This is a genomic window from Paenibacillus sp. FSL R7-277, assembly GCF_000517965.1.
Taxonomy (GTDB): Bacteria; Bacillota; Bacilli; order Paenibacillales; family Paenibacillaceae; genus Paenibacillus_AQ; species Paenibacillus_AQ silagei.
In genome coordinates, this window is the sequence record NZ_ASPX01000055.1 from 93,509 (window position 1) to 119,473 (window position 25,965).

The following is a 25,965-nucleotide window of genomic DNA, read 5'->3' on the forward strand; positions in this document are numbered from 1 at the left end:
GATTGATACTCTCTGCAATATTTCTAATAGCAGTAAAAAAGCAATGCGGATTAAATCCGAATTGCTTTATCTTTAATTACTCCTTTAATCCTTCTGACTCCAGCAGCAGAAGATTGTTCTTTTGCAATACGGAACGTTCCTAAGTTTGTGGTATCTTCTACATGAGGCCCTCCACATACTTCCCGGCTCCACACTTTCCCTTCGTGATCTTGGATGGTATACACCTTAACGATATCCGGATATTTATCCCAAAAGTTTCCTTCCACATTACTTTCTTTCGCTTCAAGTTTAGGCAGCTCTGAAATAGAGGTAACTGCTTTGGATGAAATTGCATCATTCACATACTTCTCCACCTCAGCTATTTGCTCGGGGGTAAGTTTTTCATCATGGTTGAAGTCAAACCGTAATCGTTCGGAAGTAATATTACTTCCTTGTTGGTGAACATGATCACCTAGAACTTCCCTTAACCCCGCAAGTAGCAAATGAGATACCGTGTGCAGCGCGGTTGTTTCTGCGGAATGTTCAGCTAAGCCACCTTTAAATTTACCTGCAGAAGCAGTTCTGCTCATTTCAGTATGTTTCTTTGCCGCTTCTGTATAAGACGCCTTGTCCTCCATGCTATATCCACTTTCAGTTAAATACTCTTCTGTCAACTCCAAGGGAAATCCATAGGTTTCGTAAAAGTAAAAGGCATCTGCCCCCGTAACTTTACCCTTATTCTTCAGATGTTTCTGTATTTCAAATTCTCCTTGCTGTAATGTTCTATAGAAAAGACTTTCTTCCTTATTTACGATTTCAATTACTTTCTTTTTATTGCGGATCAAATCTTCATAAGCTGTTGCTTCATCGATATAAACTTCAGACAACTGACCCACAAAGCTTCCTTGTATCCCTATTTTTTTACCCGCACGGATGGCCCTTCTTAATAGCCTTCTTGTTATATACCCTGCATCACTATTTGCCGGCTCTGCACCGTCATTAATGAGAAACGTAGCCGCTCTCACATGATCCAGTATGATTCTAAAGGACTTTAGATCGTCAGCATAGGATTTACCGCTTAGCTCCATCAACTTGTTCTTGGGATTAAGGAAGAAAGCCGTATTATAAATATCCTTGTCCCCGTTAAGGGCTGTAGCCACCCTTTCTAATCCGCCTCCATAATCCAGATTGGGATTTTTCATTTTTACGAATCCGGTCTCTCCTTTTGTGTAACACATAAATACGTTGTTCCCAATTTCCAGGAATCTGTCGCTTTCAGAAGCAGGATGATCCAGTGGATCACCGCTTGGGTCAAGATCATAAAACATTTCACTATCGGGTCCACCCGGTTCACCAACTGGCATATGGAGAGGACTTCCGGCCCGGCTCCACCAGTTTTCTTTTTCATCGTATAAGAATATTTTCCCGCCTCTAGATGCCCCGTATTGCCAGGGATCATCTTCAATGATGGGTTCTATCCCGACGGATTTGAATTTTGCTGACCAGAGCTGAGTGGCTTCCGTATCTTTCGGTATATTCAATTCGTCACTTCCTGCGAAAGCACTGATATACAGCCTGCCCGGATCCATTCCTAATTCGATGATCTGCCAATGCCAAATGGCATCGATTTGCTTTTGCTTATAGTTATGTTCATTTGCTTTGAACTCCCACCGGCCTATCATTTCAAAAAATGTCAGATGCGACGTATCCCCTACTTCATCAATATCCACTGTCCTTAAGCACTTCTGAATATTAGCAATCTCATTGCCGATCGGATGCTTTTCCCCCAATAAATAGGGAACCATCGGCTGCATGCCGCTTCCTGTAAACAACGTTGAGGGATCATTTTCCGGTAACAAGCTAGAAGAAGGCACTTGGCTAGCCCCTATTCTTTTCATAAAATCAACATAGGATTGTCTCAACTCATCTGGTGTCATTGTAATACCTCCATCAAATATTAGTTATGCTTAAAACAAAAAAGCCCTAAGCTGACATGTTTCTTGTCAACTTAGGGCGAACGATTATGTCCGTGTTACCACCTAACTTCAGATTGCTCTGCGCTCTATCAGTACGGGATTGCTCCGATACTGTTTCCTGAATAACGGTGGAACTCCGTTGAAGCCTACTAAGATTCCTCTGTTCGGTCCACAGCTCCGAGACTGCTTCACTATTAGATCAATGAAGATTCGCACCAACCATCTTCTCTCTGTGAGATCCCTAATAGCTACTATTTCTCATCATAGCCTTTTCGTTTTAAGTTAAAGCTATGCTAGCACAATCAACTTACTTCGTCAAATAAAAAGTTACCTGGTGCCGGCGCTTACCATTTGTTTGATCTGCACACGACCTGCCTGTAATAAAGCATCACTGAACTTCTCATCACTAACTGCCCTTGCCAGTGCCACAGTACCCACCATACTGCTCACCAACGCATAACCATTAGAGGGATCGATCCCAGCCATATTTGTAATAAACGCGATGAAACGTTGCAGCTCTTGTGTGTACGCTTGCCTAATATTTTCCGGTAGCTGGGCAACCTCTCCTGATAAAGCAGGTAAGATACAACCGGCTTCCATCTGATCCCGATGCAGAGGGCTTAAGTAAAAATCAATGACGGCCTCAATCGGCGTCTGATCTTCATTTTTATTTTGGTCTGCAATTCTCTGAAGTGTGTCGATGGTGTCACTAATTGCGAAATGACAGGTCTCCATCACAAGCTGATCTTTATTTGCAAAATGGGAGTAAAATCCTCCGTGCGTCAGTCCAGCACCTTTCATAATATGTGGAAGACTAATATTCCGCACGCCGTGGGTGCGAAATGCTTTGGCTGCGCTGCTAATAATATGGCTTCGAACTTTGAGCTTGTGTCCTTTCGGATAAGGCATCCTGCTCTCTCCCTTTTGTATAAGTCTGTATTTATGAATGTTTTTAAAATATTATAATTATCATATTATTTGATGTCAATTTATTATGAAGTGTTGACTCTTTTAAAATATGATGATTATAATATATTACGATCATCATATTTTAATTTGGAGGTACTCATCATGAACTCATTAGAAGCTGTAGATACCCTGGTCATTGGATCGGGGCCTGGCGGTTATGTAGCCGCATTACGTTCGTCACAATTGGGTATGAAAACATTCATTGTGGAGCGCCACCAGATCGGAGGGGTATGTACGCATGTAGGCTGTATTCCTTCCAAAGCGCTGATTGCTGAAGCGGAGCGTATTCATTTGCGCAGACACTGGTATACTGTTGACGAAGCTTCTTCTTTTCAGGAGGCTCAGTTGTTTAAGCAAGCTGTGGTGGATAAGCAGTCTGGAGGAGTTCGGTTTTTACTTAAAACAGCAGGTGTGACAGTTATCGAAGGAGAAGCCAGCTTGATAGACGCGAATACCGTTGATATTCATCACTCTGAACAGAATGAGCGCCGAATAGGCTTCAAACATCTCATCCTGGCAACCGGTTCCCGTCCGATTGAAATCAGCGCTCTTCCTTTCGGCGGACGGATTCTTTCATCCACTGAGGCGCTATCGCTAGCCGGTATTCCTAAGAGCCTTGTTGTAGTTGGCGGCGGTTATATTGGCGTGGAACTGGGTCAGATGTTTGCGAGATTTGGAACCACAGTTACGATGCTTGAGGGCGGTGAACAGATTTTACCCGGATTTGAAGCAGAGCTTGTCGCACCTGTCGTTCGTCAACTGAAGCAGGACGGGATAACCATCTTAACGGAAGCTAAGGTTACAGGAGCAGACCAATATACGAGTCACATCAATCTACATTATATGCGTCAGGATCAACACCATGTTGTTCAAGCTGAATATGTGTTAATTACGGTGGGCAGGAAACCGAACACAGATGGAACCTTGGGTCTTGAAAATATAGGTCTGTCCCCTACTCCACAAGGCTTGATCAAGATTGACAAGCAGTGCAGAACATCTATCCCGCATATCTATGCCATTGGAGATATTGTTCAAGGCCCTGCCTTGGCTCATAAAGCTTCATATGAAGCAAAAATTGCAGCAGAAGCGATCGCGGGTAAACCCTCTGTCATCGACTACAAAGCTCTTCCGCTGGTTGTGTTCTCTCACCCGGAGATTGCGAGCGTTGGTCTTAGCGAAACGGCGTGTAAACAACAATCGATTCCTGTTGTCGTTGGAAAATCTATTTTTTCTATTAATGGCCGTGCGCTGGCTCTGAAAGAAACCGAAGGCTTTGTCAAAATCGTCGCTCATGCTGCGTCTGGTCTTGTATTAGGTGCACAGATTGTAGGCGCTGAAGCATCTACTCTTATATCTGAGCTATCCCTTGCGATTGAGATGGGAGCAACGGTAGAAGATATGGCCATGACCATTCATCCGCATCCAACGTTAGGCGAAATCATCATGGAGGCCGCAGAACAAGCCCATCGCAGATTGTAACAAACGAAAATTATTGATGCAGGAGGTTTACTTATGGAGAAATCAAACGAAGTATATTGCGTTTCCGACCGGCTTGTTATTCGAAAGTTTGATTTGCAGGATGTACATTCTTTTTATCAATACCGGACGAATCCAGAGGTTTCCCGTTTTCAATCCTGGGATCATTATACGCTTCAAGAAGCTGAAGCATTTATCAGCAGACAAATAGTACATTCCCCGGATCAGCCCGGGACTTGGTTCCAATATGCAATTGCTCTAACGGAGTCAGATCAATTAATCGGTGATTGTGCCATCCACACACTCGCAGATGAACCCCGAATGGTTGAGATAGGATTCACTCTAGCACCTGAGCATCAAGGAAAAGGATACATGAATGAGGCGCTTCGTGTCCTGATTGACTATGTGTTTGGCTTACTAAATAAACATAAGCTGATCGCTTTTACCGATGTAAGGAACACAAAATCGATTCAAGTGCTAGAGCGTTTAGGCATGAGACGTGAAGGACACCTGCTCGAAAATTACATGTCCAAAGGCATTTGGGTAGATGAATTTCAATATGCAATGCTGCGATCGGAGTGGCTTAACAAACAAAACTGATTTCAAAAGAAACTTTCAGGTCAAATAGAAGTTGTTGTATTTACTATTTTCTGGAGACTTTCCTTGATACGATGCGTAACTTCGTTACCATGATAAGTGATCACTTTTTTAATATCCAGCTCTAGCAGTTTGGCAATCGACTTCAACGCAGCAGGATGATCCAACGTGTAATAGTTGTCAAAGGACAGGAGCTTACCAGCTTTTGAATTTAATGCATCGCCGGCAATTAACGTTTGAGTTGGGATATGATATAGCGATATATGATCTGGTGTGTGTCCAGGTGTAAAGACGACTTGAATACCGCCGGCCAGGGGCAGAATATCTCTATCCTTTAGTGCTGTATGAACGTGCACGGACGGTGCAAAAGTTGTACCTCTAATAAGCGGAAGCGCACCCGTCAAATAGGGTACAGTCTCCTCATGTGCGAGCACCGTCACCTCGTTCCCCCTTGCCTGAATAAGCTCCGGCAGACTGCCAATGTGATCGCTGTCTTGATGTGTAATGATGATATGCGTTAGCTGATCAAGTCCAAAGCCTTCCGTTTCAAGTAACTTACGGATCTTATCCAATTGCCCGGGAATGCCAGTATCAACAAGTACAAGATTCCGTTCATCCCACAACAAAGTTGGGTATACAATAAATGATCCCATTTGCAGCTCTATCGCTTTAATTCCGGTATTCGGCTGAGACAGGGACATTCCTTCATCATCCTTTCCTATAAGTAGGTATATTATATTACTTATAGGAAGCCGAAAGTCAACACTTTTTACACTCTCTATTCGGGCAGTCCCTGAAAAGAATTCCCTCGTGTCAGCTTCTGACTCTGATCGGCCCAGCGGATCTGAACCGAACGGGAAGTGAAGATGTCGGGCCCGTCTGATACCTGAAAATGCAAGTGTGCTTCACTGGAGTTCCCTGAATTACCGAGATGTCCGATGAGATCTCCCTGCTTAACGTTATCCCCTTTATTGACGGCTACACTGCCTTTCTTGAGATGTGCTGTGATGCTGTGCTCCCCGTTTCCATGATCAATGACCACAACATTCCCTGCCGGTTCTTCAGCGTTCATCACGCCCGGCGTGTTATCCGGAATGTCATTTTTGACTTCAACCACCTTGCCATCTGCGGCTGCATAGAGCGGTTCACCAAAAGCATAATAGTCCTCGTTGTTTTTCCCCTCACCTTGATAGCTTGAAGCATCCTGTGTGCGGATAATGTCGAGTGCGTAGCGCTGGGTTTCATGAGCATAATGATAGTTGGATAACACATCGTTTCCGCCCCAGAACACAAACCATTTGCCCTTCATCGGAAACTGGAATGCAGTCTTGGTCATCGGCTTATCCGTTGCTTCATGCGTCTCCAGCGGCTGAATCAGCAGTCCCGCAATCTGGTGATTTTCGGCAAAAGAGGCTTGAATCCCCTTGGTCCCCGTCTGATCCTTCCATGAGCTTTCAACCAGATGGTTCATTTTAAACTCGGTAACCTTCTCCCATGAAGCAGTGCCTTCCATAAAGCTATCGGCAGTCGTCTTGAATTCGTCCAGCGATATGATTTCCTGTAGCTCCGGACTCATCTGCTTGTAGATGTCCTCCTTCGATCCCTTTATTAAGGTATCCATGAAATTGTCAGGTGTAATCCTAGCGCCCTCCCCCGCTCCATTCGCAGCTTCCTCTGCTGGGGCTGGACTGGATGTCTGTTCTAACGGTAATTTCTCTTGTGGTTTAGATGCTTCCGAATTACCACATGCAGACAACATCACACACGTACCAAGAACTGCGGCAAGCCCCTTCCAGCTTTTCGAATATCCTCTAGTCATTTCCCTGCACTCCTTTGTTTGAACGATATCTTTACAGTCCAGTGTACGACATCAATCTTATCTGCCGTCTAACTTACTCTTACGACTATCTTAACTTTGCGGCGGGCTACCTCTCCAAAATTAAGCATCCGTTAAGGTTACCGGCAAGCAGCACAGTGTTTCAGAATGGTATGATACTTATATAAAAAGCTGGGAGGCTCTATTTCGCCATGGATGAAGTTTCAATTTTGCTTGTTGATGATGAACAGGCGATTCTGCATATGCTCCGAACGGTATTGCTCAAGGAGCAATTCCGAGATATTGATACGGTCACTATCGGTGAAGACGCAATTGCTTCATGTGAAAAGAAAACCTATCACTGCATCGTGTTGGACGTGATGCTACCAGGCCGAAGCGGGCTGGAAATCTGCCCTTTTCTGCGTCAAATTACAGATGCCCCTATTCTCTTTCTGACTGCGAAAACCACCGATTATGACAAGCTGACCGGCTTTGCGGTTGGCGGAGACGATTATGTCGTTAAACCCTTTAACCCGCTGGAAGTAGTCGCACGGATCAAATCCCTGCTGAGACGGTATTTGCCCAGACAGACGGAAGCGGAAAAACTGCCGCGGGAAGGGATCTATGACTATGGGCGCTTCCAGGTTATGGAGCCAGCCGGTGAACTCAGAGTCGAAGGTCAACCCGTGAACTGCCCTGCGCTGGTATACCAGCTGCTGCTATTCTTTTGCAAACATCCCAATCGTATCTTCACCAAGTCTGAATTGTATGAGCGGGTCTGGGGGTCGGAGGCCATTTCGGATGACAACACCGTCATGGTACATATTCACCGGATTCGTGAGCGTATTGAGGCTGATCCCTCCAACCCTGAATTATTGGTGAACGTTCGAGGGCTAGGGTATAAGCTCATTCAGTCCGACATGGGGCATGGGCGATGAGTGTAAGACGCAGATTGATGACGCGGTTCATTGGCCTGCTTGCGGGTACGGTGATTCTGATCTTGATCATCGGCGGAAGTATAGCTTACTGGGTCATTCAGCAGCTGAATGAGGCCAGCCTTGTTGAAGATTTTGCCACTGTCGGACTCGACCAGCTAATCAGTACAGCAGAGATTTTGCCGGACGGTAGTGTTAAGTATGATCCGGGGTTGCTGAAGCGAATTGATGAAAACAACGGCTGGCTTCAGGTTCTCGATGAGCAGGGTCGTGTGTTGGATGCTTTTCATACCCCTTCCGATGTGCCGAATCACTATAAACCTGGAGAACTCATATCTTATTGGCAAGGACAAAAGCCCTTTCCCTACCGGCTATATCTGCTTATCCGCGAAAGAGAAGGCATTAATTTCACCCTGTTGTATGGAGAGAACAACCAGTCTGTAACCATGCTGGAGCAAGCATATAACGGGGGCCGTTATGCCAATAACAAGCTGGAATTGGCATCCGGGCAGCAGGATATCATCCGCTCGGCGGATGCCTATCTTCAGATTTTGGATGAACAGGGACAGGAGATGGCTTCTTTCAACAAGCCCGCAGCAGGCATTCCGGACAGCTACAGCATCCAGGATCTGATTCTGCGTACACGATACCCCATCCGGTATGGAATGACCACAGTGACCAGCTATGATGAGCAGAACCATTCCACCTGGATGCTTAGTGTTCCTCTTGCGGACAATCCGGCGGGTAGCAACGTGAACCCCTTCGGGTTTATTTTTGGACCTGCCCTGATTGCGCTTCTGGTATCTATTATCGGCTTGCTGATCCTGCTTGCTGTCTGGTATGCCAACCTGTTCGGTTATCCGATGCTCCATATGCTGCAATGGCTGCAGCGGCTTGAACGCGGACAATATGAGGAGCCGGCAGGCCCCCGCGGCAGGCCGCTTAGCCAGAAGAAGAACGGGAGATGGCGGCGAAACTATCGGGTATATACGGAAGTGTTACATTCCATCCAGACGTTATCCGCTACCCTGAAGCAGGATAAAGAACTCCGCAAACAGACCGACTCTCTGCGGGAGGAATGGATTGCTGGAATTACCCATGATCTGAAGACACCGCTATCCTCGCTCCAGGGTTATGCACACATGCTGGAGGCAGAGAAATACCAGTGGACTACGGAAGAGGTACGCGAATTCGCGGGCATTATGGTGGACAAGTCCATGTACATGGACAGGCTGGTAAGCGACCTGGCCATGACATATCGTCTGCGCAGCGGCGGATACCAGCCTCCTGTTGAGCTAACGGATATCAATGCTCTGCTGCAGGATTTGGTACAGCGTGCTGAGCGGAACCCGGCTTTTGGAGTGGGCCGCATTACGTTCCATCCCGCCCCGGTTGAGGTACAGGGTTATGTACACATTCCCTCCTTTGAACGGATCGTTGATAATCTCACCGCCAACGCCCTGCTGCATAATCCGCCGGACACGAAGCTGATTGTAAGGGTGCAGTCAGGTAAAGAGGCAGGTGATTTCATCGTTCAATTTGCGGATGATGGACGCGGAATGGATCAGGAGACGGTGTGGAAGCTGTTCGAACGATACTACCGTGGCACAGATACAGCGGCACCCGATGTCGGCTCAGGCCTGGGTATGGCGGTAACCAGAGGGCTGATTGAGGCCATGCAAGGGCGAATTGAGGTTCATTCCAATCCCGAAGAGGGGACAGAAATACGTTTGATATGGGATGCCCGTTCGAGGGCTGGAACATAATAATCCAGAGATCATGTACACATTGGGGCTGCAAAAGAAAGACGCCGGAAATTTTCCCCGGCGTCTTCTTTGATCATTAGTTGTGTTCGGTATAGGATTTAAAATTGTCCATGATCGCTTGCCAGCCTGCTTGCTGGAGCTCGACGGGATTGGCGTTTTCCGCATCGAACGTTTGAATGATCTTCGTCTCATTCCCTTGACGGGCGAACGTAATCTCCACTCTTCTTCCGTCTTCTATGGTGTAGCTGATCACCTCATGCTGATTCACGACATCGTATACGCCGCCAAAATCAAAGCCCATGCTGCCATCCTTCGCTTCCATCCGTGTCATAAAGGTACCGCCAGGCCGCAGATTGTTCTCGGCTCTTGGCGCATGCCAGTCCTCGGAGGCCTGATTCCACTTCGTGATGTGCTCCGGCTCCGTCCAGTAGCGCCATACCTTCTCGATAGGGGCTTGTACCACAGTTTGTACGGTTACTTTCGTCGTTTGATTCTCTTCCATTTCAATAGACACCTCTCTCATGAACTTCGTCGCTTGGTTACTTACCATTGTCTCCCAACTGTTTGTGCAATATCCCCTGGAGTATTACTTCAATGGCCCAGAAGAACCTCTCCTTGGAGGCGGTATCCCCCGAGAATAAATCAGTCTTCAGACTGTTCATGAGCGGAAAACGTACCGGATCTGCTTCATTATAGTAACTCTGGGCAGTTTCCATCAGTTCGTTTGCTCTCTTAGCCTTCTCCAAGGCAACGGAGGACACGTACAAGAGCAACAGGTCCGTTCCCCAGGCAGCGGCCGTAGAGGTGATTCCGCCCTTCTGGAGGACGGTAAGTAAATGCTCATTCAGACGAAAGGCGTGATTCCCAATAGGAATCGTCTGTAGGGATAGCTCAGCTAATCCAGGTTGCTCGATAAGCAGTTCTGCATAAGCCTGCAGCGCTTGAAATAACTGCTCCTTCCAGTTCTCGTTCGTCAGCTCCGGCAGGTTCAACTCACCGAGACCAAGGTCAAGCACATATGAGCTCAATTCCTGCAGATTTTTAACGTAAACATACAGGGAGGAAGGTCCAGTGTCCAGTTGCTTGGCTACCTTCCTCATACTCATGCCGGAGGTCCCTTCCTGCTTCAGCAGCTCATACGCGGTCTTGACAATGATTTCATGACTAAGGGGTTCTTTGGCTGGCCGGTTGCGGCGGCTCACAATTTCACGTTTAGGTTTCATCATACTTTCCTTATAACATGCCGGAAGCCAATAGTAAATACATCGCCGAAGATAACATCATCCTTGCTGCTCATACAGGTCTTGATAAGATTGCATGAGTGCTGCGAACTTTGGAGCGGCATTCTCTGAGAAACTCAGGATGAGGTTTTCGTTAGACACATGTGCTTTCTCTGAGGCATACTGGAACATTTTCTCTTCATATTCTTCAATTGCCCCAGCTGTGTCCTTATTTCTTACAATGGCAAGAGCCAGCTCCAGCGCATCCAGCATCGCAAGATTCACCCCTTCTCCGGCAAAAGGAGACATGACATGAGCTGCATCACCGATTAATGTGACACCAGCGCTGCGTTCCCAGCGAAACCCGACGGGCAGCATGTAAATCCGTCTGGGTACAACCGCATCTTCGGCATACCTGATATAATTCTTGAGCGGTTCACTCCAATCGTGAAACAGCTCAAGCAGCTTGGCCTTCGTCTCCTGCGGATTATCGTTCCGAATTTCGTCTAACCAGTCCCTCCCTACCTTGAAGCTTGCATATACTTTGATCCGTCCGTTGCCGTTCAACTGGCCCAGAATCCCTTTATGATCATCCAGTGCGAACATCTTGCCACGTGCGTTAAATGCGGCCAGATCCGGGTGTTGCTCTGCAATAACGTTAAGCTCCAGCATTGTCAGACCTGAATATTCCACGTCTGTATCCGTAAGCAGAGGACGAACGCGGGAAAAGGCACCATCCGCCCCAATGACAAGATCAGCCACTGCGGTATGTCCATTCTCAAAATGAAGCTCCGTCTTACCCTCGCCCAGAGACACCGCCTTCTCCAGTTTATAGCCATACTGTATGGTAGACGGATCTAGTTTGTTTAAGAGCAAGTCACAAAGCACACCGCGGTCAATCTCCGGGCGTCTCTGCCCTTCCGAGCTCTCTTCGTCGGCCACTTCATCCAGGTATAGGGTCCCCGTCTTATCCATAAGCCGGAAGTCTTCGCCCTCAAACCGTGCTGCCTGCAGAAAAGCTTCATATAATCCGGCTTCCTTCAAAGCGAGCTGCCCGGACTCTTCATGGATATCTAAGGAGCCTCCACGTTCATGGCTAAGGTCCTCATGTTCACGTTCATAGATTGTCGAGGTAATACCATGCTTTTGCAGAATCAGGGCAAGCGTTAGCCCCCCAGGTCCACCTCCAATAATAGCGATCCGGCGTTGTTCTGTAGAATTATTTGTTGTCATGTGTAGACATCTCCTTCGTTTGAAAGTATTTTCTCAAGAATCGTGCTTCTTGCCTGCAAAAAACAAAGATAAAACCAATGCAATAACTGCAAAGCCCAAAGTAATCCAGAATGTTGAGCCGAAGGCATGACCTAATTGATCGGGTGAATGCTGTGCGGGAAGTCCCCTGATTTGTTTGGCCAGAAAAGCCATCGTGATGGTAACGCCGAAGGAGGACATAATTTGCTGTGCTGAAGTGGTTATGGGCGTAACACGGCTTATTAATTCCTTGGGAGCTGATCTGAGGACATGGGTATTAATCTGCATCATCGTTAATCCTTGCCCAAGCCCTGCAAAAGCAAAGCTGCAAATGATATATAGCGAACTGGTATGGGCATCAATCTGCGTCAGTGCAAGCAAGGACCCGCAGAGCGACAGAATACCCATGATTGCTACCGGGCGAACACCGAAACGGTCAAACAAGCGGCCGCCGGCATTAATCCCGACCGTAGATAACAGTGCTTGCGGGATCACATATAATCCAGCCTCAAGAGGAGTTAACCCCCTCACTTGCTGTAAATACAGCGGGAATAACAGAATACTTCCGAATAAAGCGATCTGATTCAGCCAGGCGACAGAGATGCCATGCACAAAGGTAGGTGAACGGAATACTCTTAGCTCCAGCAGCGGGTGCTTTTGCCGCAGCTCATTCCAGATAAAGATGGCCAGTATAACCAGGCCCCAGGCCAGTGGCGCTAACGTCCATAGGTTGGACCACCCCTTCTCACCTGCTTGATGAACAGCAAACACAATGGAAGTAAAGGCAACCGGAGCCAAAAGCGCGCCGATTACATCCAGCTTGTTGTTCGATTTTGCATCCGATGCAGGTAAGTACCTCCAGGCCATGAATAAAGCCAAGATGCCAACCGGAACGTTGATGAAAAAGATCCAGTGCCAGTTGATGTACTCGATTAGCCAGCCCGACAATAACGGGCCAAGAATAGGAGCAAGCAGCATCGGGATCCCGAGGATGCCCATGACAGATCCTCTTTTGTCCGGAGGAGCGACCATGAATACAGTGGCAATTCCGATGGGAGCCACCATGCCTCCGCCCAAACCTTGAATGATGCGGAAAATGATAAGCTGACTAGGAGTGGTTGCCATTGCACACAGCACAGAAGCGAGTACAAATAACACAATGCTAATCATAAACATCCGTTTGGGCGAGAAACGGTCAGAGAACCAGCCGGCTAACGGAATGACTGCCGATAAAGATAAGGTATACGCCGTGATGACCCACTGAATCGTACTAAGATTGGTATCGAAGGCACTTACTAATTTCGGCACGGCTACATTCATGATGGTGCTGTCTAAGATCACCAGGAACATCCCTGAAGCAACTGCGAGAAGTATGGGCAGGATCTGTTTTAAGGAAAAGGCTGCTTGAACACTGCGGCTATTATTTGTCTCTGACATAAACGCTCTCCTCCTTTCCTTACATAAGCGTATGAATTAGTTAAGTTGATACATTTATAACACAACGAACACCGTTCGTCAAGAACGATGTTCGTTATAGATTGGAGAAAGCCCCCTTCTTATTTCTATTCTCAGAATAGTATAAATAAAGGGGCTGCTCCCGAAATCGTTTGTAATTATATCAAAATCGTATATGATTCCACACTATGCTTAATTGAAATGGCCTCGTCTTAAAGCTCTTCCGGATTTATAAATTTCACCTCGGGATAGCTGTCGTTTGGCCCCTCCAATAGTTGTCCCCCTTCTCCTTTCAATTCCTTATTAAAGAAATCGAGAACATATTGATTTACGACGTCTGATCCTCTTTTACCATTTATATCTCCTGTGATTCCAGTCAGTTTAATCAGCTCAGAATAGAACTGAAGGTCCGTGAAATTGAAGTGCTGGGTACCCTCTATATAAATCGCAGGTCCTCCCTGATTGATCACATTTTTAATAATGTGCAGCTCTTCTTCAAGTTGTTTGGTGACTTCGTTATCCGGATTGGTATCCTTCTTGAAATCTGTCAACCAGTCTTTAAAAACTCCGGATCTTATGAACATAAACGGCTTGTTTAGATCATCTCTATTGTCCACTTCGATCAGTGACCCGTCCATATTGACCCCGGCCTTGATTCTAGGATCTACATAAGTAGTATTAAACGCTGTTGCCCCCCCGAAGGAATGCCCCATTACGCCCAGATGATCTAGATCGATTTTTCCTTTAAATTGACTTTCGATTGCACCTGAATTCAGCTTTTCAATTTCGTCGATTACAAACTCCACATCTTTCGTCCATATCTTACCGATTCTTCTGCGATCTTCTACGTTAGTCGTCTTGGTGGTATAGTCCGTTACACGGCCATCCGGAAAAATGGTAGCAAAGGTGCTATACGTATGATCGATGGTGACCACGATATATCCGTGACTGGCGAGATTCTCGGCCTGAGACGCATGGAGAACCCGACTGGTTCCCATACCGTGAGATAGCAGTACCACAGGATAAGGACTTGTAGAAGGCAATATTTCTACATTTTCATAAGAGTTGGTTTTACTATACTTCCAGTAATCGAATACAAAGTCTGGTAGGTTTAATGAATTAGAATAGGTCTGGATATACTTTTTGAACATTTCTTTATCTTTGGGAAAAAGAGCTTCACTCTTCTTGTTACTGCTATTTGCAGTAGGGTACCACACTTGAACCATTAGTTCCCTCTTATCGCTAGGATCTTCAGTCAAGACTTCATCTCTGTTCTGATCCGTAAAATGAAAGGTTTGAGTACCCACCTTCTCCGGACCTTCAAGCTTCGGCAAATGAAAGACTGGCAAGTATACAGACAAGCCGGTAGATATAACAAGCAGAATGACGATGATGGAAGATGAACTATATTTCAACAGCTTCCCTGCTTTTATATTCCTTATATTCCCCATCTTGCCTAAATGCCTGAGTATAACGATGAGTATGAGTAACGCCGTCATCATATATACCAAAAGCAACTGCCATCTGTATCCCTCTACAAATAATTGAACTACCAATATAACGCTGCTTCCTATCCCCAAAACCAGTCCTGTTGTCTTTGCCCCTCTTCTGATAAACAATAGATCTGCGAGTAGCGCGAAACAGGATAGAACTAAAAGTATCTCAAATAATCTCATTTGACACCCTCTCTTTCTACTTCTTCTTTTGCTAAGATGTAAGCTTAACCAATGAAAGTGTACTCCCCGTGACGTCAATATGAACTGAATATGAACGGACAAAAGAAATGCATCAAAAGCTAAAAACCCTCAGGACGCTAGGATAGCGTTCCTGAGGGTTCATCCATTGTACAATGTCTAATGAGCCATTATAAGGGAGGCTGCACCAATAACAACTTCCCAAGCCGGATCACCGTTTGATCATACCAATCCGGATGCTGCCGGAAATGCTCACTGCTCCGTGCATTGCCGGATGCCTCGAACACAGCCGCTTTGTCTGTCTTGCCAGTATCGAGCTCGAAGTGAACCGTATGTTGCCCGTTCGGGAGCTCCGGCAGGAATACATACTGATTCCGGTTATGATCGTTGTAGAATGTGAAGCGATCGACAATAAAGGGTTCTCCGCCATCCACCGTCACCTTCAATCTGCCGGAATCAGGTCCCCCGATATCGAATAATCCGATACGGGTGCCCTCGAACTGCACCGTGACCGCATCTCCAGGATCGGCTGCCCGCCACAGGCCGGGAAACAACCAGCTGTACTCGCGAGCTAGAGCAGAATTACCCGGTGTCAGATATGACCATCCTGCAGAAAAAGTAGTCAGACTATCCAGTGGCAGCATGGCCGCATACTCCCAAGGATTAGCGGGGACCAGCGGATTCTGAGGCAGGTGATGTACGAACCTTCCCGGCTGATCTTGAAGCTCTCTAATGAGCTCAAAGGAACGGGTGATCGTATCCGTGTAAATCTGGTGTCCTTCGGGAATGGTCGGATGGATCGAATCATGCGTAAAAATAACGGTGCCGGGAATGGATACGTCTTCTCTTGAGGTGAACACGAGTTGTCCCTCCGACACCAGATGACTGACCGCTACGCCCAGATGGATCGAAGGAATCCCATAATAGTCAGCCACTTCCTCTTGCATTAGAGCGCCCTTCTGGTATTCCCCGGACTGGAACAAGGCCACATCCCGCTCCTTCAGCGTATACACGAACAGGATATCGGTAAACCGGCTCCGCTTGCGGATCTGACGGACAATCCCTTCGATCCGCGCCTTGGATTCGGGATCTCCGCCATCGTTACCGACAAATTCAACAAATACCAGATCAGGCCGGTGACGCAGTACATCTGTCTCCACACGGGCACAGCCCAGATCCGATCCTGTGCCGTTAATACCTGCATTCACCGCGCGGATATCCGCCTTAGGATATCGCTCTTGAAGCCAATCCTCCGTCATAACCCTGTATCCTTCAGAACGCGTATTGCTGCCACCGAAATAGACGATGGTGACCGTATCCCCATTTTCCAGCTTCTGAATGACATTAGGGAGCCCTCTTCGAGGGAATACATCCTTCATCTCGACTTCACCTGACCTCACTTATCGTTTTTAGGAGCAAAGCATTTTACAGCAAACACTTCAAAATAAGGCGAACCATACGTTGCATAGAAATCAAAACGGATTCGGGTGACCGCTTTCGCGTCCACCTTATGTTTGTTCAAGGTGAGATAATTGCCGCGGGTTATGATTGTCCGCTCGCTTCCGTCTTCTAAGGTTAAGGTCAACTCATAATCTTGGATCAGAGACTCAATCGGATCGTCGAAATGCTCCAAATTCAGCTGCGGGTTGAAAATAAGCTGGATTTCGTCCACATTTTTGGGGCTGGCCAAACCAAATTCCAGCCATTCCTGTCCTTCCGTACGCTCAGAAATCCAGCTGTTCGGCAGACCATAAGGTCTGGAGAAGCCGTTGACGACATTCCCCGGATTATACATATCCTGGGCCGGCAACAGCTCCTTGAAACAAATGCTCTTATTGAATTTCTTCAGTCCGGACGGCTCTTCCGGTCTATAATAGAAGCTGACCGCTCCGGTCATTTTCTCTTCATTGCCGTATACGGCAAGGCCCGCCGTACCTTCCAGTACGATGTAAATTTTGTCGTCAGCCGGTGTCTGGCAGCCGAGGTCCAGCGTAATCCAGTCGTCATGACCGGGTGCAACAGCCAAGCTGTAGTCATTCAACCCGCTGACGGGAATATAATTTTCCTTCCGTTCCCCGCCGAACAGCTTCACCTGCAGGGTTTCCGGATGCCCGGACCTGTTTTTAATTTTGATCCGTACGCTTTCAGCTACGGATGTCTGAATCGGCAGGACCAGACATAACCCTGTCTCCAGGGAAAGCTCTTCGGTTGGATGAAGATTGTCGTAGCTGCGCTGAGATGAAGCACGAACCGTTAATCCGTCAGCGAAGTACGGGTCCAATTCCTCCTGAAGCCCTACAATCGTCTGTCCGTCCCGGAGCAGCAGCGCCTGCAGCTCGCTCATATGTTCCTCAGCTATAGCCGCAGGGTCGGCCTCATATTTCAAGCATAACGAAGCAGCCGTTCCCACCGCCTGTCCCATGCAACCGCAGGTTGCCATTACCCTGGTTGATCCGAAGGCCACATGGGTAGCACTTATATTGCGGCCGGCGAACATAAGATTAGGAATATTTCGTGAATACAAACTGCGGAAAGGGATATTGTACAATCCGGGCACGAAATTCCAGGCTGTAGCCGGCCCCTCATCGTAGATGCCCTTATTGGCATGTAAGTCCATATACCATCCGCCAACGGATACAGCATCCTCGAAATGCGGCTTTGTGGTAAGATCGTTCTGGGACAGCATGTGATCACCAATAAACCGCCTGGACTCCCGCTTTCCCGGAATCGGGCATACATAATCCAGGATGAGATTGGCTACATCATCAAATTCGCCGCTATTTTTGATATAATCCCAAATTCCGTACACCAGTTTCCGCAGCTCCAAGGCGATGTCTTCATTATTCTTAATAATATCCAGATGCCCGCCGTATTCCAGCCACCACAATCCGCCAAGCCCGTTGATTTTCCTTGGAAAAGACCGGTGGTTTAAGCCTTGTCTGATACTATCGAAAAAAGCCAGCTTCGTAATATCATACGCAAAGCCAGGTCTTTGGTAGGCAACGGAATATCCTACGTCACGGGCCTGAAACAGGATCGTATCGCCCATGGTATAATGGTCCGCCACTTCAGGTGCCAATTCTTCCTTATATTCATGCTTCGCCTCTCTCCCCTGCCGGAAGAGAGCCCCTGCCTGATAGCCGACAATGCCATCTCCGGAACAATCGATATAGGTCCGGCTTTCGAAACGGAATTTTCTTTCGGAAGCTAACTGAAGACCCTCCACCCACTTAATTCTGCCGTTCTCCATCCCCGTTTCATGCACACATGTATTCAGGAATAGAGCAATGTTAGCCTCACCATAGACCATGTCGAGCAAGACCGTATCCGAAAGCGAAAGCATAAGCTTCTTGTTGTACAACGGATTATAGTGAAAAATCTTCAGCTTGAGCTCTTCCACCAATCCGCCCTCGCGCGCATAATAGGATGGACTGTTTCCGAGATATGCCGACCCGTTGATATGAACCCTGACCTCGCTGCTCGCATTTCCCCCAAGGACCGGCCGGTCATTAATGAGTGAGACCTGCAGCCCTTGGCGTGCGGCAGCAATGGCTGCGCAGATCCCGGCAATACCTCCGCCTACGACGGTTACATCTGCTTTAATAAGCTCCATTTTGATAACCTCCATGATTAGATCCTTCTCTCATGGTAAGCTTTTTGGGGAGCTTTTTTTTACATGATTTCACGAAAAAATTATACGATTGTTGCAAGGTTATCCCGATTCATACCGGGTCATTTTAATCCGGTATTGCTTGGGCGTATCCCCCGTATATTCTTTAAATAATTTGCAAAAATAACCTTCGTTCACAATCCCTACTTCCTCGCACAATTCCAATATTGAATAATCCCGAATATTTAACAGCTCGAGAGCTAATTGGATTTTTTTACGGTTGATGTAAGTGATCACGCCCTCGTTCATTGTTTTTTTGAATAGGCTGCTAAAATACGATGGAGCTAAATTCACTTCCTCGGCAATCGCCTCGAGCGTTAACCGCTGTTTCAGGTTACGCTCTATAAACTGTATAGCACTCATGATTTCAGCGCGGTGTAAAAGCTGGCCGGCGTGTACATAGTCGTAGGTGAAGTCGCCAATATAGGCAAGCTGCTCCCGGAAAGACATACACTCGATGGGAAACTCTGCTACCTCCGTGGTCAGCTTGTTTCCTGATTTAAACTTCACCGTAATGTCTCTGTACAAGTCCCGCAGCATAGGCACCATGATGGACTTATGGATTTTATGTTCCGTAACGAACTGGTTCAGATCAGTAAAGGCCTGCTCCAGCTCATCCTTGGAGACCTTTCTTTTCAGCCCGTCAAGAAATTCAGCCAGCCTCTGCTGAAATTCTTCTTTTCTGTCATTGTGGTATTGGAAGCGGTGCATAGGTGTTTTTACTGCTTTCTCCGTATGATAATAGAAATCATCACTCACCTTTTGTGCTTCCGTGTAAGCCTGTTTGATCGATTCCCAGCCCCGGTGCGGACCTCCAAAAGCGACAGATACCCTTACATTCAAGTATTGGTGCAAATGGGAGACGATCTGCCCCCCTAATGCCTGGCAATCATATTCCGTTTCCAGATCACTGCGGTTATTCTCCCAGGATAGGAAACCAATAAAACGGTTAGCGGATAAATCCGCAGCTACACCACTGCCCCCATTCATCACTGTTTCCTCGATGATATTCGTAATCGCATACCTCAGGATGCTTTGATCAGACGCTGAATAAGCGTTCCGGAAACTTCCATACCTGTTCATTTCGACAATAAAACAGCAATAGCTGGCTTGGAAGAAATGAAACTGCATGCGGTTGGCAAAATCCGATGCCCGGTGAGAAGGAATTTCCCCTCTGATCAGCTCGTTAAAAAACTGCTTGCGGACTCTATATTTATTTTCAAGCACGGATACGTTTAACGATTGAAATTCCGCTTCTTTTTTCTTAAGCTCATTTAAATTCCCGGCTGCCTTATCTAAAGCCCGGTTCAAATCCGCTTCCCTGAGCGGAACCTTAACAATGTACTCCATTACGTTGGCTTGAATTGCTCTCTGAGCGTATTCAAAGGAGGAATAAGCGGTCAAAAGAATGAACTGGGTACGGGGGAGCGTTGACTTTAGCTGCTCTATCATGGAAATCCCGTCCATTCGCGGCATCACGATATCAGATATCACGATATCCGGCTTAAGCTTTACGATCTCCTCTATCCCCTCCAGCCCATTATTCGCTTTGCCCACCAGATGAAATCGCTTATCCCTAAGGGAGAGCTCTTGAAAAAACAATTCCAGCCGCTGAAGGATCAGATCCTCATCATCAACAATGAAGCAGGTGTATTCACTCACCATCATGCATCTCCTTTAAACAAGCCTACCGGGAATACGGCCTGAACACGGGTTATTTCCTTAGGTATGCTCGTGATTTGGAGTCCAAATTGTTCTCCGTAGTGAAGTCTGATCCGGTCATGAATATTGTTTAATCCGATTCTTTTCCTTTTCACTTCCACATCACTGGGTTCTGAAGTTAAAATATGCTGTATGGTATCAGCCGGAATACCCTCGCCTTGATCAACGACTTCTATGATGACCCTGCCGCCCTCTCTGTACGCATGAATAGTAATAGGGCCTTCGATCCCCCCTCCGTTATAACCATGGAAGATACTGTTCTCCACAAGCGGCTGCAGCAGCATTCTAAATACCGGAAAGTCTGTTAATCCTGCTTCGATATCTTCAATCAATTGAAAGCTCCGGTTATAACGGATGTTCTGGATCGCGATATAATCCGATACATTTTGCAGTTCCTGGCGCAGTGAGACCTTCTCCGAAGCGTCGGCGATCCCGTATTCCAGGATTGAAATCAGAGACTCGATCACCACATCTACTTTCTCAATCTGTCCGAGCCGTATGACATTGCTGATAGAACCAAGCGTGTTATACAGGAAATGAGGGTTGATTTGCGACTGCAGCACTTGAATTTCCAGCTTGCGTTCAAGGTCATGATGAAGCTCTGCTCCCCGGATCAGCTCCACAATTTGCTGCAGCATACGATCGAATGCCCGGGAGAGATCGCCAAACTCATCGTTTCGGTTAATAGATATAGTAGTTGTCAGGAGACCCTGCTCCACCCGTTTCATTTTTGTTTTGAGTGCGTAGAGCGGAGTCCTTATATATTTGGCAATAAAAAAGGATACGAACAGGCTTAAGAGAAAACCCGCAGCCAGAAGCTCGATATAATAGGTTTCCAATCTGGATAAAGCCGCTTTCAAACGTGATTCATCATTGATTGAGAGGATGGTCCAGTTGAACTTTTCCGTCGGCTTTTTCAGCAGGGAGACCTGAGCTCCCTCCTTGGTGTGCAATTGAAGGCTTGTTTCTGCGGTATCCAGAATTTGTTTCGCTGATGTTTCACCGATTGAAAACGTATGGTCTTGAATATTCAGGGAGCCTTTATTTTCCGAAAATCCGGCAATGATTTTACCCGATGCGGTGATTAGAGCCAGATTCATTTGTTCTTGTCTGTTAATCTTGAACAAGGTTTCTTCAATGGCATTGAGATCCAGATCTACCGCAATGGCCATAGGAAACGGAGTGCCGTTCAGATACCGGACCATGGTAACGGTCCAGCCGGAATATTTAGATTTGTAAGGGTCGCTGACAAAGGTAGTCCTTCTGTTCTGGTCAGCGGCAGCAAACAAGGGTTCTCTTTCAGCTAAAGGTTCATCGAATATCCGGGTAGCCGTGCTTCCGCCTAGAATGGATAAATCGCTTTGGATCAGATAAATATTACTGACGTAACTGCTGTTGAGTTCATACAGCTCTCTTAATTGCTTTTTAATTACGTCCGTATTGTCAATATTGGCTTTCACCGATGATTCCACAGAGAACAGGATCGTCTGGAAGGAGGAGAAATTAACGGTGAAATACTGGTCTATCTTGTCAAGAATTTGGTTGGTGTAATACACATCAGTGGTTCTTATTTCCTTCTGGACATAGCGGTAAGATAATTGGCTGATCAAGATGATGCAGCTTAATACAAAGGCAAAGACGATCAAAAATAATTTTAAGGGCAGGCTGATTCTTCTTCGCATCGATCATCTTCCTTCTGCATCGGTATGGAACAAATCATAGCATATGACAATAAAGAGAGGGCTATGGATAGCCGCTCTCTTCATTTAATTTTTACTTGATTAAGCCTGCTTCCTTAAATTGTTTGATTACAGACTCCCTATATCTCTGCATGTCAAACTTGGTCTCCAATGTATCTAGGAAATTGTCCCAGTTCGAAAGTGGTTCCTTGCCAGTCATAAATTTGACCAGGCTCTCATTAATGTAACGCTGGCGGTCAGCTGCCAATGAATCGTTCGGGTCTTCAGTTAATAAGTTCCCGGGCAACGTGGGCGCCACGTATTTCTGATTGTTCTCAAACGCTTCTGCCGTCTTGGGATTCTGGAAGCTGAAGTACTCCGCATCATCCCCGCGGCGCGGCATTCTGTAATGATCGACCCAGAGGTACTTTTCTTTCATGTCCTTCGATAATTCGGAGGTTTTATTTTTGATCTTACCATCCACCACATCCCAATGAATCCCTTTGATCCCGTAGGCAAAATTCGGATAGGCTTCTTGGTCCGTGAAGAAATAATTCAGCATGGACAAGATCCGGATGATTTTCTCCTTATCCGCTTTCTTGGAGATGGCCCATGAATTGCCCTGGAACGATTTTCTCTCTACAATCTGATCACCATAAGGACCTGTCATTGGAGGAATAACGATCCATTCCGGCACCTCTCCGCTGATTTCTTTCATTTTCTGCTGATAATCCGGCTCCAGTCTGCGGGCGTCTCTGATCATAAAGCCCACTTTCCCCTTAAATAACTTTTGGTCGAGCAAATCGGGCGTATTCATCGTCACCCAGTCCGGATCTACAACTTTGGCTTCCATCATTTTATGGATATAAGCGAGCGCTTCTTTCATTTTGGGATCGGTATACAGGAACACCGGTTCATTGTCCTTCACATCAATGGCTGAGGGAGGATTGACACCGAACATCCACATCAGACTATCGAAGCCGTAGGTTTGCAGATTGCCTTCTTTATTCATACCACCGATGAATCCGTACGTATCGTTCTTGCCGTTACCGTCCGGGTCCTTCTCTGTAAAGGCTTTCATAACTTCAAACAGCTCGTCAGGTGTTGTTGGCACCTCCATATTCAGCTTTGTCAGCCAATCCTGGCGGATGAAGTAGCTTCGGCTGATACCGTTGACATTATCATAACCCGGAACCCCAATGGTTTGTCCCTGATAGGTCACCGCCTCCCAGGAGTCGCTGCTGAAACGTTTCTGCAATTCAGGAAATTGATCAAGATACGGTGTCAGATCCGCAAGAACGCCTTGATCATAATATTGCGCAAGATCCGCCCGGCTTTTCAAGAAGATCAAATCCGGAATATCTCCGCCGGCTATGAGCGTATTTAATTTAGTCGTGGCTTGCCCGGATTGGGGAATCATCATTTCGAGGTCAATGTTTACGGCTTCCTCCAGCATTTGGCGCTGAATATCTTCTTCACGTGGAGGAATCGGAGCAGCCGCATTGAACGTACCCTGGTTAAACATCGTAATCTTCAATTTGGTTTCAAAGGGACTCTGCTGGCCCTCTGAATTCCCCGATGCTGCCGGCGGTTCCTCTTTGGGTCCCCCACATCCTGACAATACCGTTCCCATACCCACTATTGCTGTCAGCATAGCCAATGTAATTGCTTTACGTTGCATAATGACCTCTCCTTTGCTTCTATATTATCACGGTTTCCCCGTAACAACTCAGGTTGGAATGCCTTTTAACCTTTAACCGATCCCAAGAGCACACCTTTGGTAAAATGCTTTTGCATAAACGGGTAGACCATCAAAATCGGAACCGTAGTCACGACAACGGCAGCCATTTGCACAGCGAACGTACTAACCGTGCCGGAATTGGCAAGCGAATCCGCACTTTGTGTGGCGACGTTAAGCAGGATGTTGCGCAAAATCACTTGAAGCGGCATTAGGCCCGAATCATTGATATACACAATCGCATCGAAGTAACTGTTCCAATGCCCGACTGCGTAAAACAAAGAAATTGTGGACAGGACGGGCAGTGACAGGGGTAAAATGATCCGCCATAACGACTGAAGCTCACTTGCACCGTCCACCCTCGCGGATTCCTCGATTTCTGCGGGCAATTGCTCGAAAAAACCTTTGATGATGACCAGATTAAAGGCACTAATAAGCTGTGGAATGATCAGTACCCATGGGCTGTTCAGCAATCCCAGAGAGCGGACTAATAAATAAGTCGGAATTAATCCTCCCCCAAACATCATGGTGAAGACAATGAATAGCAGGAACGGGCTTCGTCCCGGCAAATATTTTTTGGATAAGGGATAAGCCGCGATTACCGTAAAAAACACATTCAGCGCAGTGCCTGCAATCGTCCGAAACAAGGTGATTTTATACGCCTGACCGATCCCGTGAGAAATGAATACTTCTTTATAGGCTAGAAAGGTAAAGGTCTCTGGTATAATCACAATTCCTCTTCTTAACACTTCTGATTCCGGGGTCACTGAAACAGCAACCACATAGAGAAAGGGCAGTAAGCACATCAAGGACAGCAAAATAAGAATGAAATAAACGACTGCTTGCCAGACTTTTTCCCCGGTTGTCAAATTGATCATTTGGATCACCCCCTCACCAGATTTGCCCATCGAATTTTTTGGCCAGCTTATTCGCCGCGAGCACTAAACCAAATCCGATGACCGCTTTAAATAATCCCACAGCCGTAGCCAGGCCAATCTTCAGCCGCTCGAGCCCTTCACGGTAGACCCATGTGTCAATAATGTCGATCTTCTCCTGATTGAAGCTGTTGGCAAACATGAATATCTGGTCAAAACCGGCATCCAGAATATGGCTTAATTTGAGGATCAGCATCAGAATCATAACTCCCCGGATGCCGGGAAGGGTTACATGCCAGAGCTGTCTCCATTTGGAGGCGCCATCCATTCTGGCCGCTTCATATAAGCTTGGATCGATTCCTGCTAATGCGGCAAGGTACAATATCGCGCCCCAGCCAATATCCTTCCATATTTCAGATAAGATAATCAGCAGCCGGCCCCAGGCAGGTTCTGTCAGGAATGAGATGGGTTCAACTCCAGCCTCCTTCAAAATCATGTTGAACAGCCCATCCCCCGGGGCTAATAAAGCCACCATCATTCCATACACAATGACCCATGACAGAAAATGGGGCAAATAAGTGATCGTTTGTACGATTTTCTTAAACCACTGGGTATACACTTCATTCAGCAGCAAAGCCAGAAGGACCGGAGCCGAGAAACCGAACAACAGCTTATACAGCGATATGATAATCGTGTTTCTCATGATGTCCCAGAAATAAACGCCGTTCATAAAATCCGTGAAATTTCTAAATCCCACCCACGGGCTGTCCCATAGCCCCAAAGCCAGGTTATAGTTCTTAAAAGCAATAATGATTCCCGCCATAGGAATGTATTTGAATACGGCAAAATAAACTAACGCCGGGAACAGGAGCGCGTACATCACTTTATACTTTTTTATCGTTCTTATCCATGAGTTCCGCTTTTGGGGTAGGGGCATGGCGTCCGCTGCCAATTTCGCTTGCATGTCATCACCTCGTCTCTATTTATAGTTGTATAGTAGCACCCCCTGCCCGGATAAATTTCTGTGATTTCTAGAATTTCTTATAAGATATTAATCTGAATTGTGAATGGAGGCTTTACGAAAAAAAACCTCAGGACGCTAGGATCGCGTTCCTGAGGGTTCAGCCATTGTATATTATTTCAGGCT

Annotated in this window: 20 protein-coding genes and 1 other annotated feature; of the genes, 4 read left to right on the forward strand and 16 right to left on the reverse strand. The window is 46.7% G+C overall.

Features of this window, described 5'->3' with window-relative positions; genetic code table 11:
• Positions 1–50 precede the first annotated feature (50 nt).
• Together C173_RS17370 and C173_RS17375 are read right to left on the reverse strand one after the other, a co-directional pair.
• Positions 51–1,916 carry an alanine--tRNA ligase gene (locus C173_RS17370; RefSeq protein ID WP_036726806.1) on the reverse strand — a complete coding sequence of 622 codons (1,866 nt, stop codon included), beginning with the start codon at positions 1,914–1,916 and terminating at the stop codon, positions 51–53.
• A gap of 69 nt (positions 1,917–1,985) precedes the next feature.
• Positions 1,986–2,229: a binding site (T-box leader), on the reverse strand.
• Positions 2,230–2,282: 53 nt separating this feature from the next.
• A complete protein-coding gene (locus tag C173_RS17375) occupies positions 2,283–2,864 on the reverse strand; it encodes a TetR/AcrR family transcriptional regulator (protein ID WP_036726808.1) in 582 nt (193 codons plus the stop codon).
• A gap of 162 nt (positions 2,865–3,026) precedes the next feature.
• Here C173_RS17375 and lpdA point away from each other — a divergent pair, with 162 nt between their 5' ends.
• Both lpdA and C173_RS17385 read left to right on the forward strand, forming a co-directional pair.
• On the forward strand, positions 3,027–4,403 hold the full coding sequence (gene lpdA, locus C173_RS17380; protein ID WP_036726810.1) for a dihydrolipoyl dehydrogenase: 1,377 nt from the start codon (positions 3,027–3,029) through the stop codon (positions 4,401–4,403).
• A gap of 33 nt (positions 4,404–4,436) precedes the next feature.
• The gene (locus C173_RS17385) at positions 4,437–5,000 is read left to right on the forward strand and encodes a GNAT family N-acetyltransferase (protein WP_036726811.1); all 564 of its coding nucleotides are present in this window, start codon (positions 4,437–4,439) and stop codon (positions 4,998–5,000) included.
• Positions 5,001–5,020: 20 nt separating this feature from the next.
• Here C173_RS17385 and C173_RS17390 read toward each other — a convergent pair whose 3' ends face one another.
• A complete protein-coding gene (locus C173_RS17390; protein WP_036726812.1) occupies positions 5,021–5,698 on the reverse strand; it encodes an MBL fold metallo-hydrolase in 678 nt (225 codons plus the stop codon).
• Between the two features lie 77 nt (positions 5,699–5,775).
• Positions 5,776–6,618 (reverse strand): M23 family metallopeptidase, encoded by an 843-nt coding sequence (locus C173_RS17395; protein WP_036726820.1) that lies wholly within the window; start codon positions 6,616–6,618, stop codon positions 5,776–5,778.
• 407 nt (positions 6,619–7,025) lie between these two features.
• Here C173_RS17395 and C173_RS17400 point away from each other — a divergent pair, with 407 nt between their 5' ends.
• Both C173_RS17400 and C173_RS17405 read left to right on the forward strand, forming a co-directional pair.
• Complete coding sequence (locus C173_RS17400; protein WP_036726822.1) at positions 7,026–7,751, forward strand: response regulator transcription factor; 726 nt, start codon at positions 7,026–7,028, stop codon at positions 7,749–7,751.
• Positions 7,748–9,514, forward strand: coding sequence for a sensor histidine kinase (locus C173_RS17405; RefSeq protein ID WP_036726823.1), 1,767 nt, complete (start codon positions 7,748–7,750; stop codon positions 9,512–9,514). Before C173_RS17400 ends, C173_RS17405 begins: the two co-directional genes overlap by 4 nt.
• Before the next feature lie 76 nt (positions 9,515–9,590).
• Here C173_RS17405 and C173_RS17410 read toward each other — a convergent pair whose 3' ends face one another.
• The 12 genes from C173_RS17410 to C173_RS17465 all read right to left on the reverse strand — a co-directional run bounded on the left by C173_RS17410 (position 9,591) and on the right by C173_RS17465 (position 25,782).
• Complete coding sequence (locus C173_RS17410) at positions 9,591–10,016, reverse strand: SRPBCC family protein (protein WP_036726970.1); 426 nt, start codon at positions 10,014–10,016, stop codon at positions 9,591–9,593.
• A 37-nt stretch (positions 10,017–10,053) separates the two neighbouring features.
• Positions 10,054–10,740: a TetR/AcrR family transcriptional regulator gene (locus tag C173_RS17415; protein WP_036726825.1), complete on the reverse strand. Its 687-nt coding sequence runs from the start codon at positions 10,738–10,740 to the stop codon at positions 10,054–10,056.
• Positions 10,741–10,794: 54 nt separating this feature from the next.
• Positions 10,795–11,967 (reverse strand): FAD-dependent oxidoreductase, encoded by a 1,173-nt coding sequence (locus C173_RS17420; protein ID WP_036726827.1) that lies wholly within the window; start codon positions 11,965–11,967, stop codon positions 10,795–10,797.
• Between the two features lie 33 nt (positions 11,968–12,000).
• Positions 12,001–13,422 carry an MDR family MFS transporter gene (locus C173_RS17425; protein WP_051478130.1) on the reverse strand — a complete coding sequence of 474 codons (1,422 nt, stop codon included), beginning with the start codon at positions 13,420–13,422 and terminating at the stop codon, positions 12,001–12,003.
• A 230-nt stretch (positions 13,423–13,652) separates the two neighbouring features.
• Complete coding sequence (locus C173_RS17430; protein ID WP_036726829.1) at positions 13,653–15,116, reverse strand: alpha/beta hydrolase family protein; 1,464 nt, start codon at positions 15,114–15,116, stop codon at positions 13,653–13,655.
• Positions 15,117–15,304: 188 nt separating this feature from the next.
• The gene (locus tag C173_RS17435; RefSeq protein ID WP_036726831.1) at positions 15,305–16,513 is read right to left on the reverse strand and encodes an SGNH/GDSL hydrolase family protein; all 1,209 of its coding nucleotides are present in this window, start codon (positions 16,511–16,513) and stop codon (positions 15,305–15,307) included.
• A gap of 17 nt (positions 16,514–16,530) precedes the next feature.
• Complete coding sequence (locus C173_RS17440) at positions 16,531–18,747, reverse strand: FAD-dependent oxidoreductase (protein WP_235191930.1); 2,217 nt, start codon at positions 18,745–18,747, stop codon at positions 16,531–16,533.
• Positions 18,748–18,846: 99 nt separating this feature from the next.
• Positions 18,847–20,472: a response regulator transcription factor gene (locus C173_RS17445; protein ID WP_327196460.1), complete on the reverse strand. Its 1,626-nt coding sequence runs from the start codon at positions 20,470–20,472 to the stop codon at positions 18,847–18,849.
• Positions 20,469–22,208 carry a sensor histidine kinase gene (locus C173_RS17450; protein WP_036726835.1) on the reverse strand — a complete coding sequence of 580 codons (1,740 nt, stop codon included), beginning with the start codon at positions 22,206–22,208 and terminating at the stop codon, positions 20,469–20,471. The genes C173_RS17445 and C173_RS17450 overlap by 4 nt, the downstream gene beginning before the upstream one ends.
• Before the next feature lie 91 nt (positions 22,209–22,299).
• A complete protein-coding gene (locus tag C173_RS17455) occupies positions 22,300–23,886 on the reverse strand; it encodes an extracellular solute-binding protein (RefSeq protein ID WP_036726837.1) in 1,587 nt (528 codons plus the stop codon).
• A 65-nt stretch (positions 23,887–23,951) separates the two neighbouring features.
• A complete protein-coding gene (locus C173_RS17460; RefSeq protein ID WP_036726839.1) occupies positions 23,952–24,821 on the reverse strand; it encodes a carbohydrate ABC transporter permease in 870 nt (289 codons plus the stop codon).
• A gap of 13 nt (positions 24,822–24,834) precedes the next feature.
• On the reverse strand, positions 24,835–25,782 hold the full coding sequence (locus C173_RS17465; RefSeq protein WP_036726841.1) for an ABC transporter permease: 948 nt from the start codon (positions 25,780–25,782) through the stop codon (positions 24,835–24,837).
• Positions 25,783–25,965: the final 183 nt, after the last annotated feature.

Excerpts from the sequence above, each read along its gene's own strand:
- C173_RS17465 (WP_036726841.1), bottom strand. The coding sequence starts at position 25,782 with ATGCAAGCGAAATTGGCAGCGGACGCCATGCCCCTACCCCAAAAGCGG.
- C173_RS17390 (WP_036726812.1), bottom strand. The coding sequence starts at position 5,698 with ATGTCCCTGTCTCAGCCGAATACCGGAATTAAAGCGATAGAGCTGCAA.
- C173_RS17375 (WP_036726808.1), bottom strand. The coding sequence starts at position 2,864 with ATGCCTTATCCGAAAGGACACAAGCTCAAAGTTCGAAGCCATATTATT.
- C173_RS17405 (WP_036726823.1), top strand. The coding sequence starts at position 7,748 with ATGAGTGTAAGACGCAGATTGATGACGCGGTTCATTGGCCTGCTTGCG.
- C173_RS17425 (WP_051478130.1), bottom strand. The coding sequence starts at position 13,422 with ATGTCAGAGACAAATAATAGCCGCAGTGTTCAAGCAGCCTTTTCCTTA.
- C173_RS17430 (WP_036726829.1), bottom strand. The coding sequence starts at position 15,116 with ATGAGATTATTTGAGATACTTTTAGTTCTATCCTGTTTCGCGCTACTC.
- C173_RS17460 (WP_036726839.1), bottom strand. The coding sequence starts at position 24,821 with ATGATCAATTTGACAACCGGGGAAAAAGTCTGGCAAGCAGTCGTTTAT.
- lpdA (WP_036726810.1), top strand. The coding sequence starts at position 3,027 with ATGAACTCATTAGAAGCTGTAGATACCCTGGTCATTGGATCGGGGCCT.
- C173_RS17385 (WP_036726811.1), top strand. The coding sequence starts at position 4,437 with ATGGAGAAATCAAACGAAGTATATTGCGTTTCCGACCGGCTTGTTATT.
- C173_RS17455 (WP_036726837.1), bottom strand. The coding sequence starts at position 23,886 with ATGCAACGTAAAGCAATTACATTGGCTATGCTGACAGCAATAGTGGGT.
- C173_RS17445 (WP_327196460.1), bottom strand. The coding sequence starts at position 20,472 with ATGATGGTGAGTGAATACACCTGCTTCATTGTTGATGATGAGGATCTG.
- C173_RS17435 (WP_036726831.1), bottom strand. The coding sequence starts at position 16,513 with ATGAAGGATGTATTCCCTCGAAGAGGGCTCCCTAATGTCATTCAGAAG.
- C173_RS17420 (WP_036726827.1), bottom strand. The coding sequence starts at position 11,967 with ATGACAACAAATAATTCTACAGAACAACGCCGGATCGCTATTATTGGA.
- C173_RS17395 (WP_036726820.1), bottom strand. The coding sequence starts at position 6,618 with ATGGATACCTTAATAAAGGGATCGAAGGAGGACATCTACAAGCAGATG.
- C173_RS17410 (WP_036726970.1), bottom strand. The coding sequence starts at position 10,016 with ATGGAAGAGAATCAAACGACGAAAGTAACCGTACAAACTGTGGTACAA.
- C173_RS17450 (WP_036726835.1), bottom strand. The coding sequence starts at position 22,208 with ATGCGAAGAAGAATCAGCCTGCCCTTAAAATTATTTTTGATCGTCTTT.
- C173_RS17400 (WP_036726822.1), top strand. The coding sequence starts at position 7,026 with ATGGATGAAGTTTCAATTTTGCTTGTTGATGATGAACAGGCGATTCTG.
- C173_RS17415 (WP_036726825.1), bottom strand. The coding sequence starts at position 10,740 with ATGATGAAACCTAAACGTGAAATTGTGAGCCGCCGCAACCGGCCAGCC.
- C173_RS17440 (WP_235191930.1), bottom strand. The coding sequence starts at position 18,747 with ATGGAGCTTATTAAAGCAGATGTAACCGTCGTAGGCGGAGGTATTGCC.
- C173_RS17370 (WP_036726806.1), bottom strand. The coding sequence starts at position 1,916 with ATGACACCAGATGAGTTGAGACAATCCTATGTTGATTTTATGAAAAGA.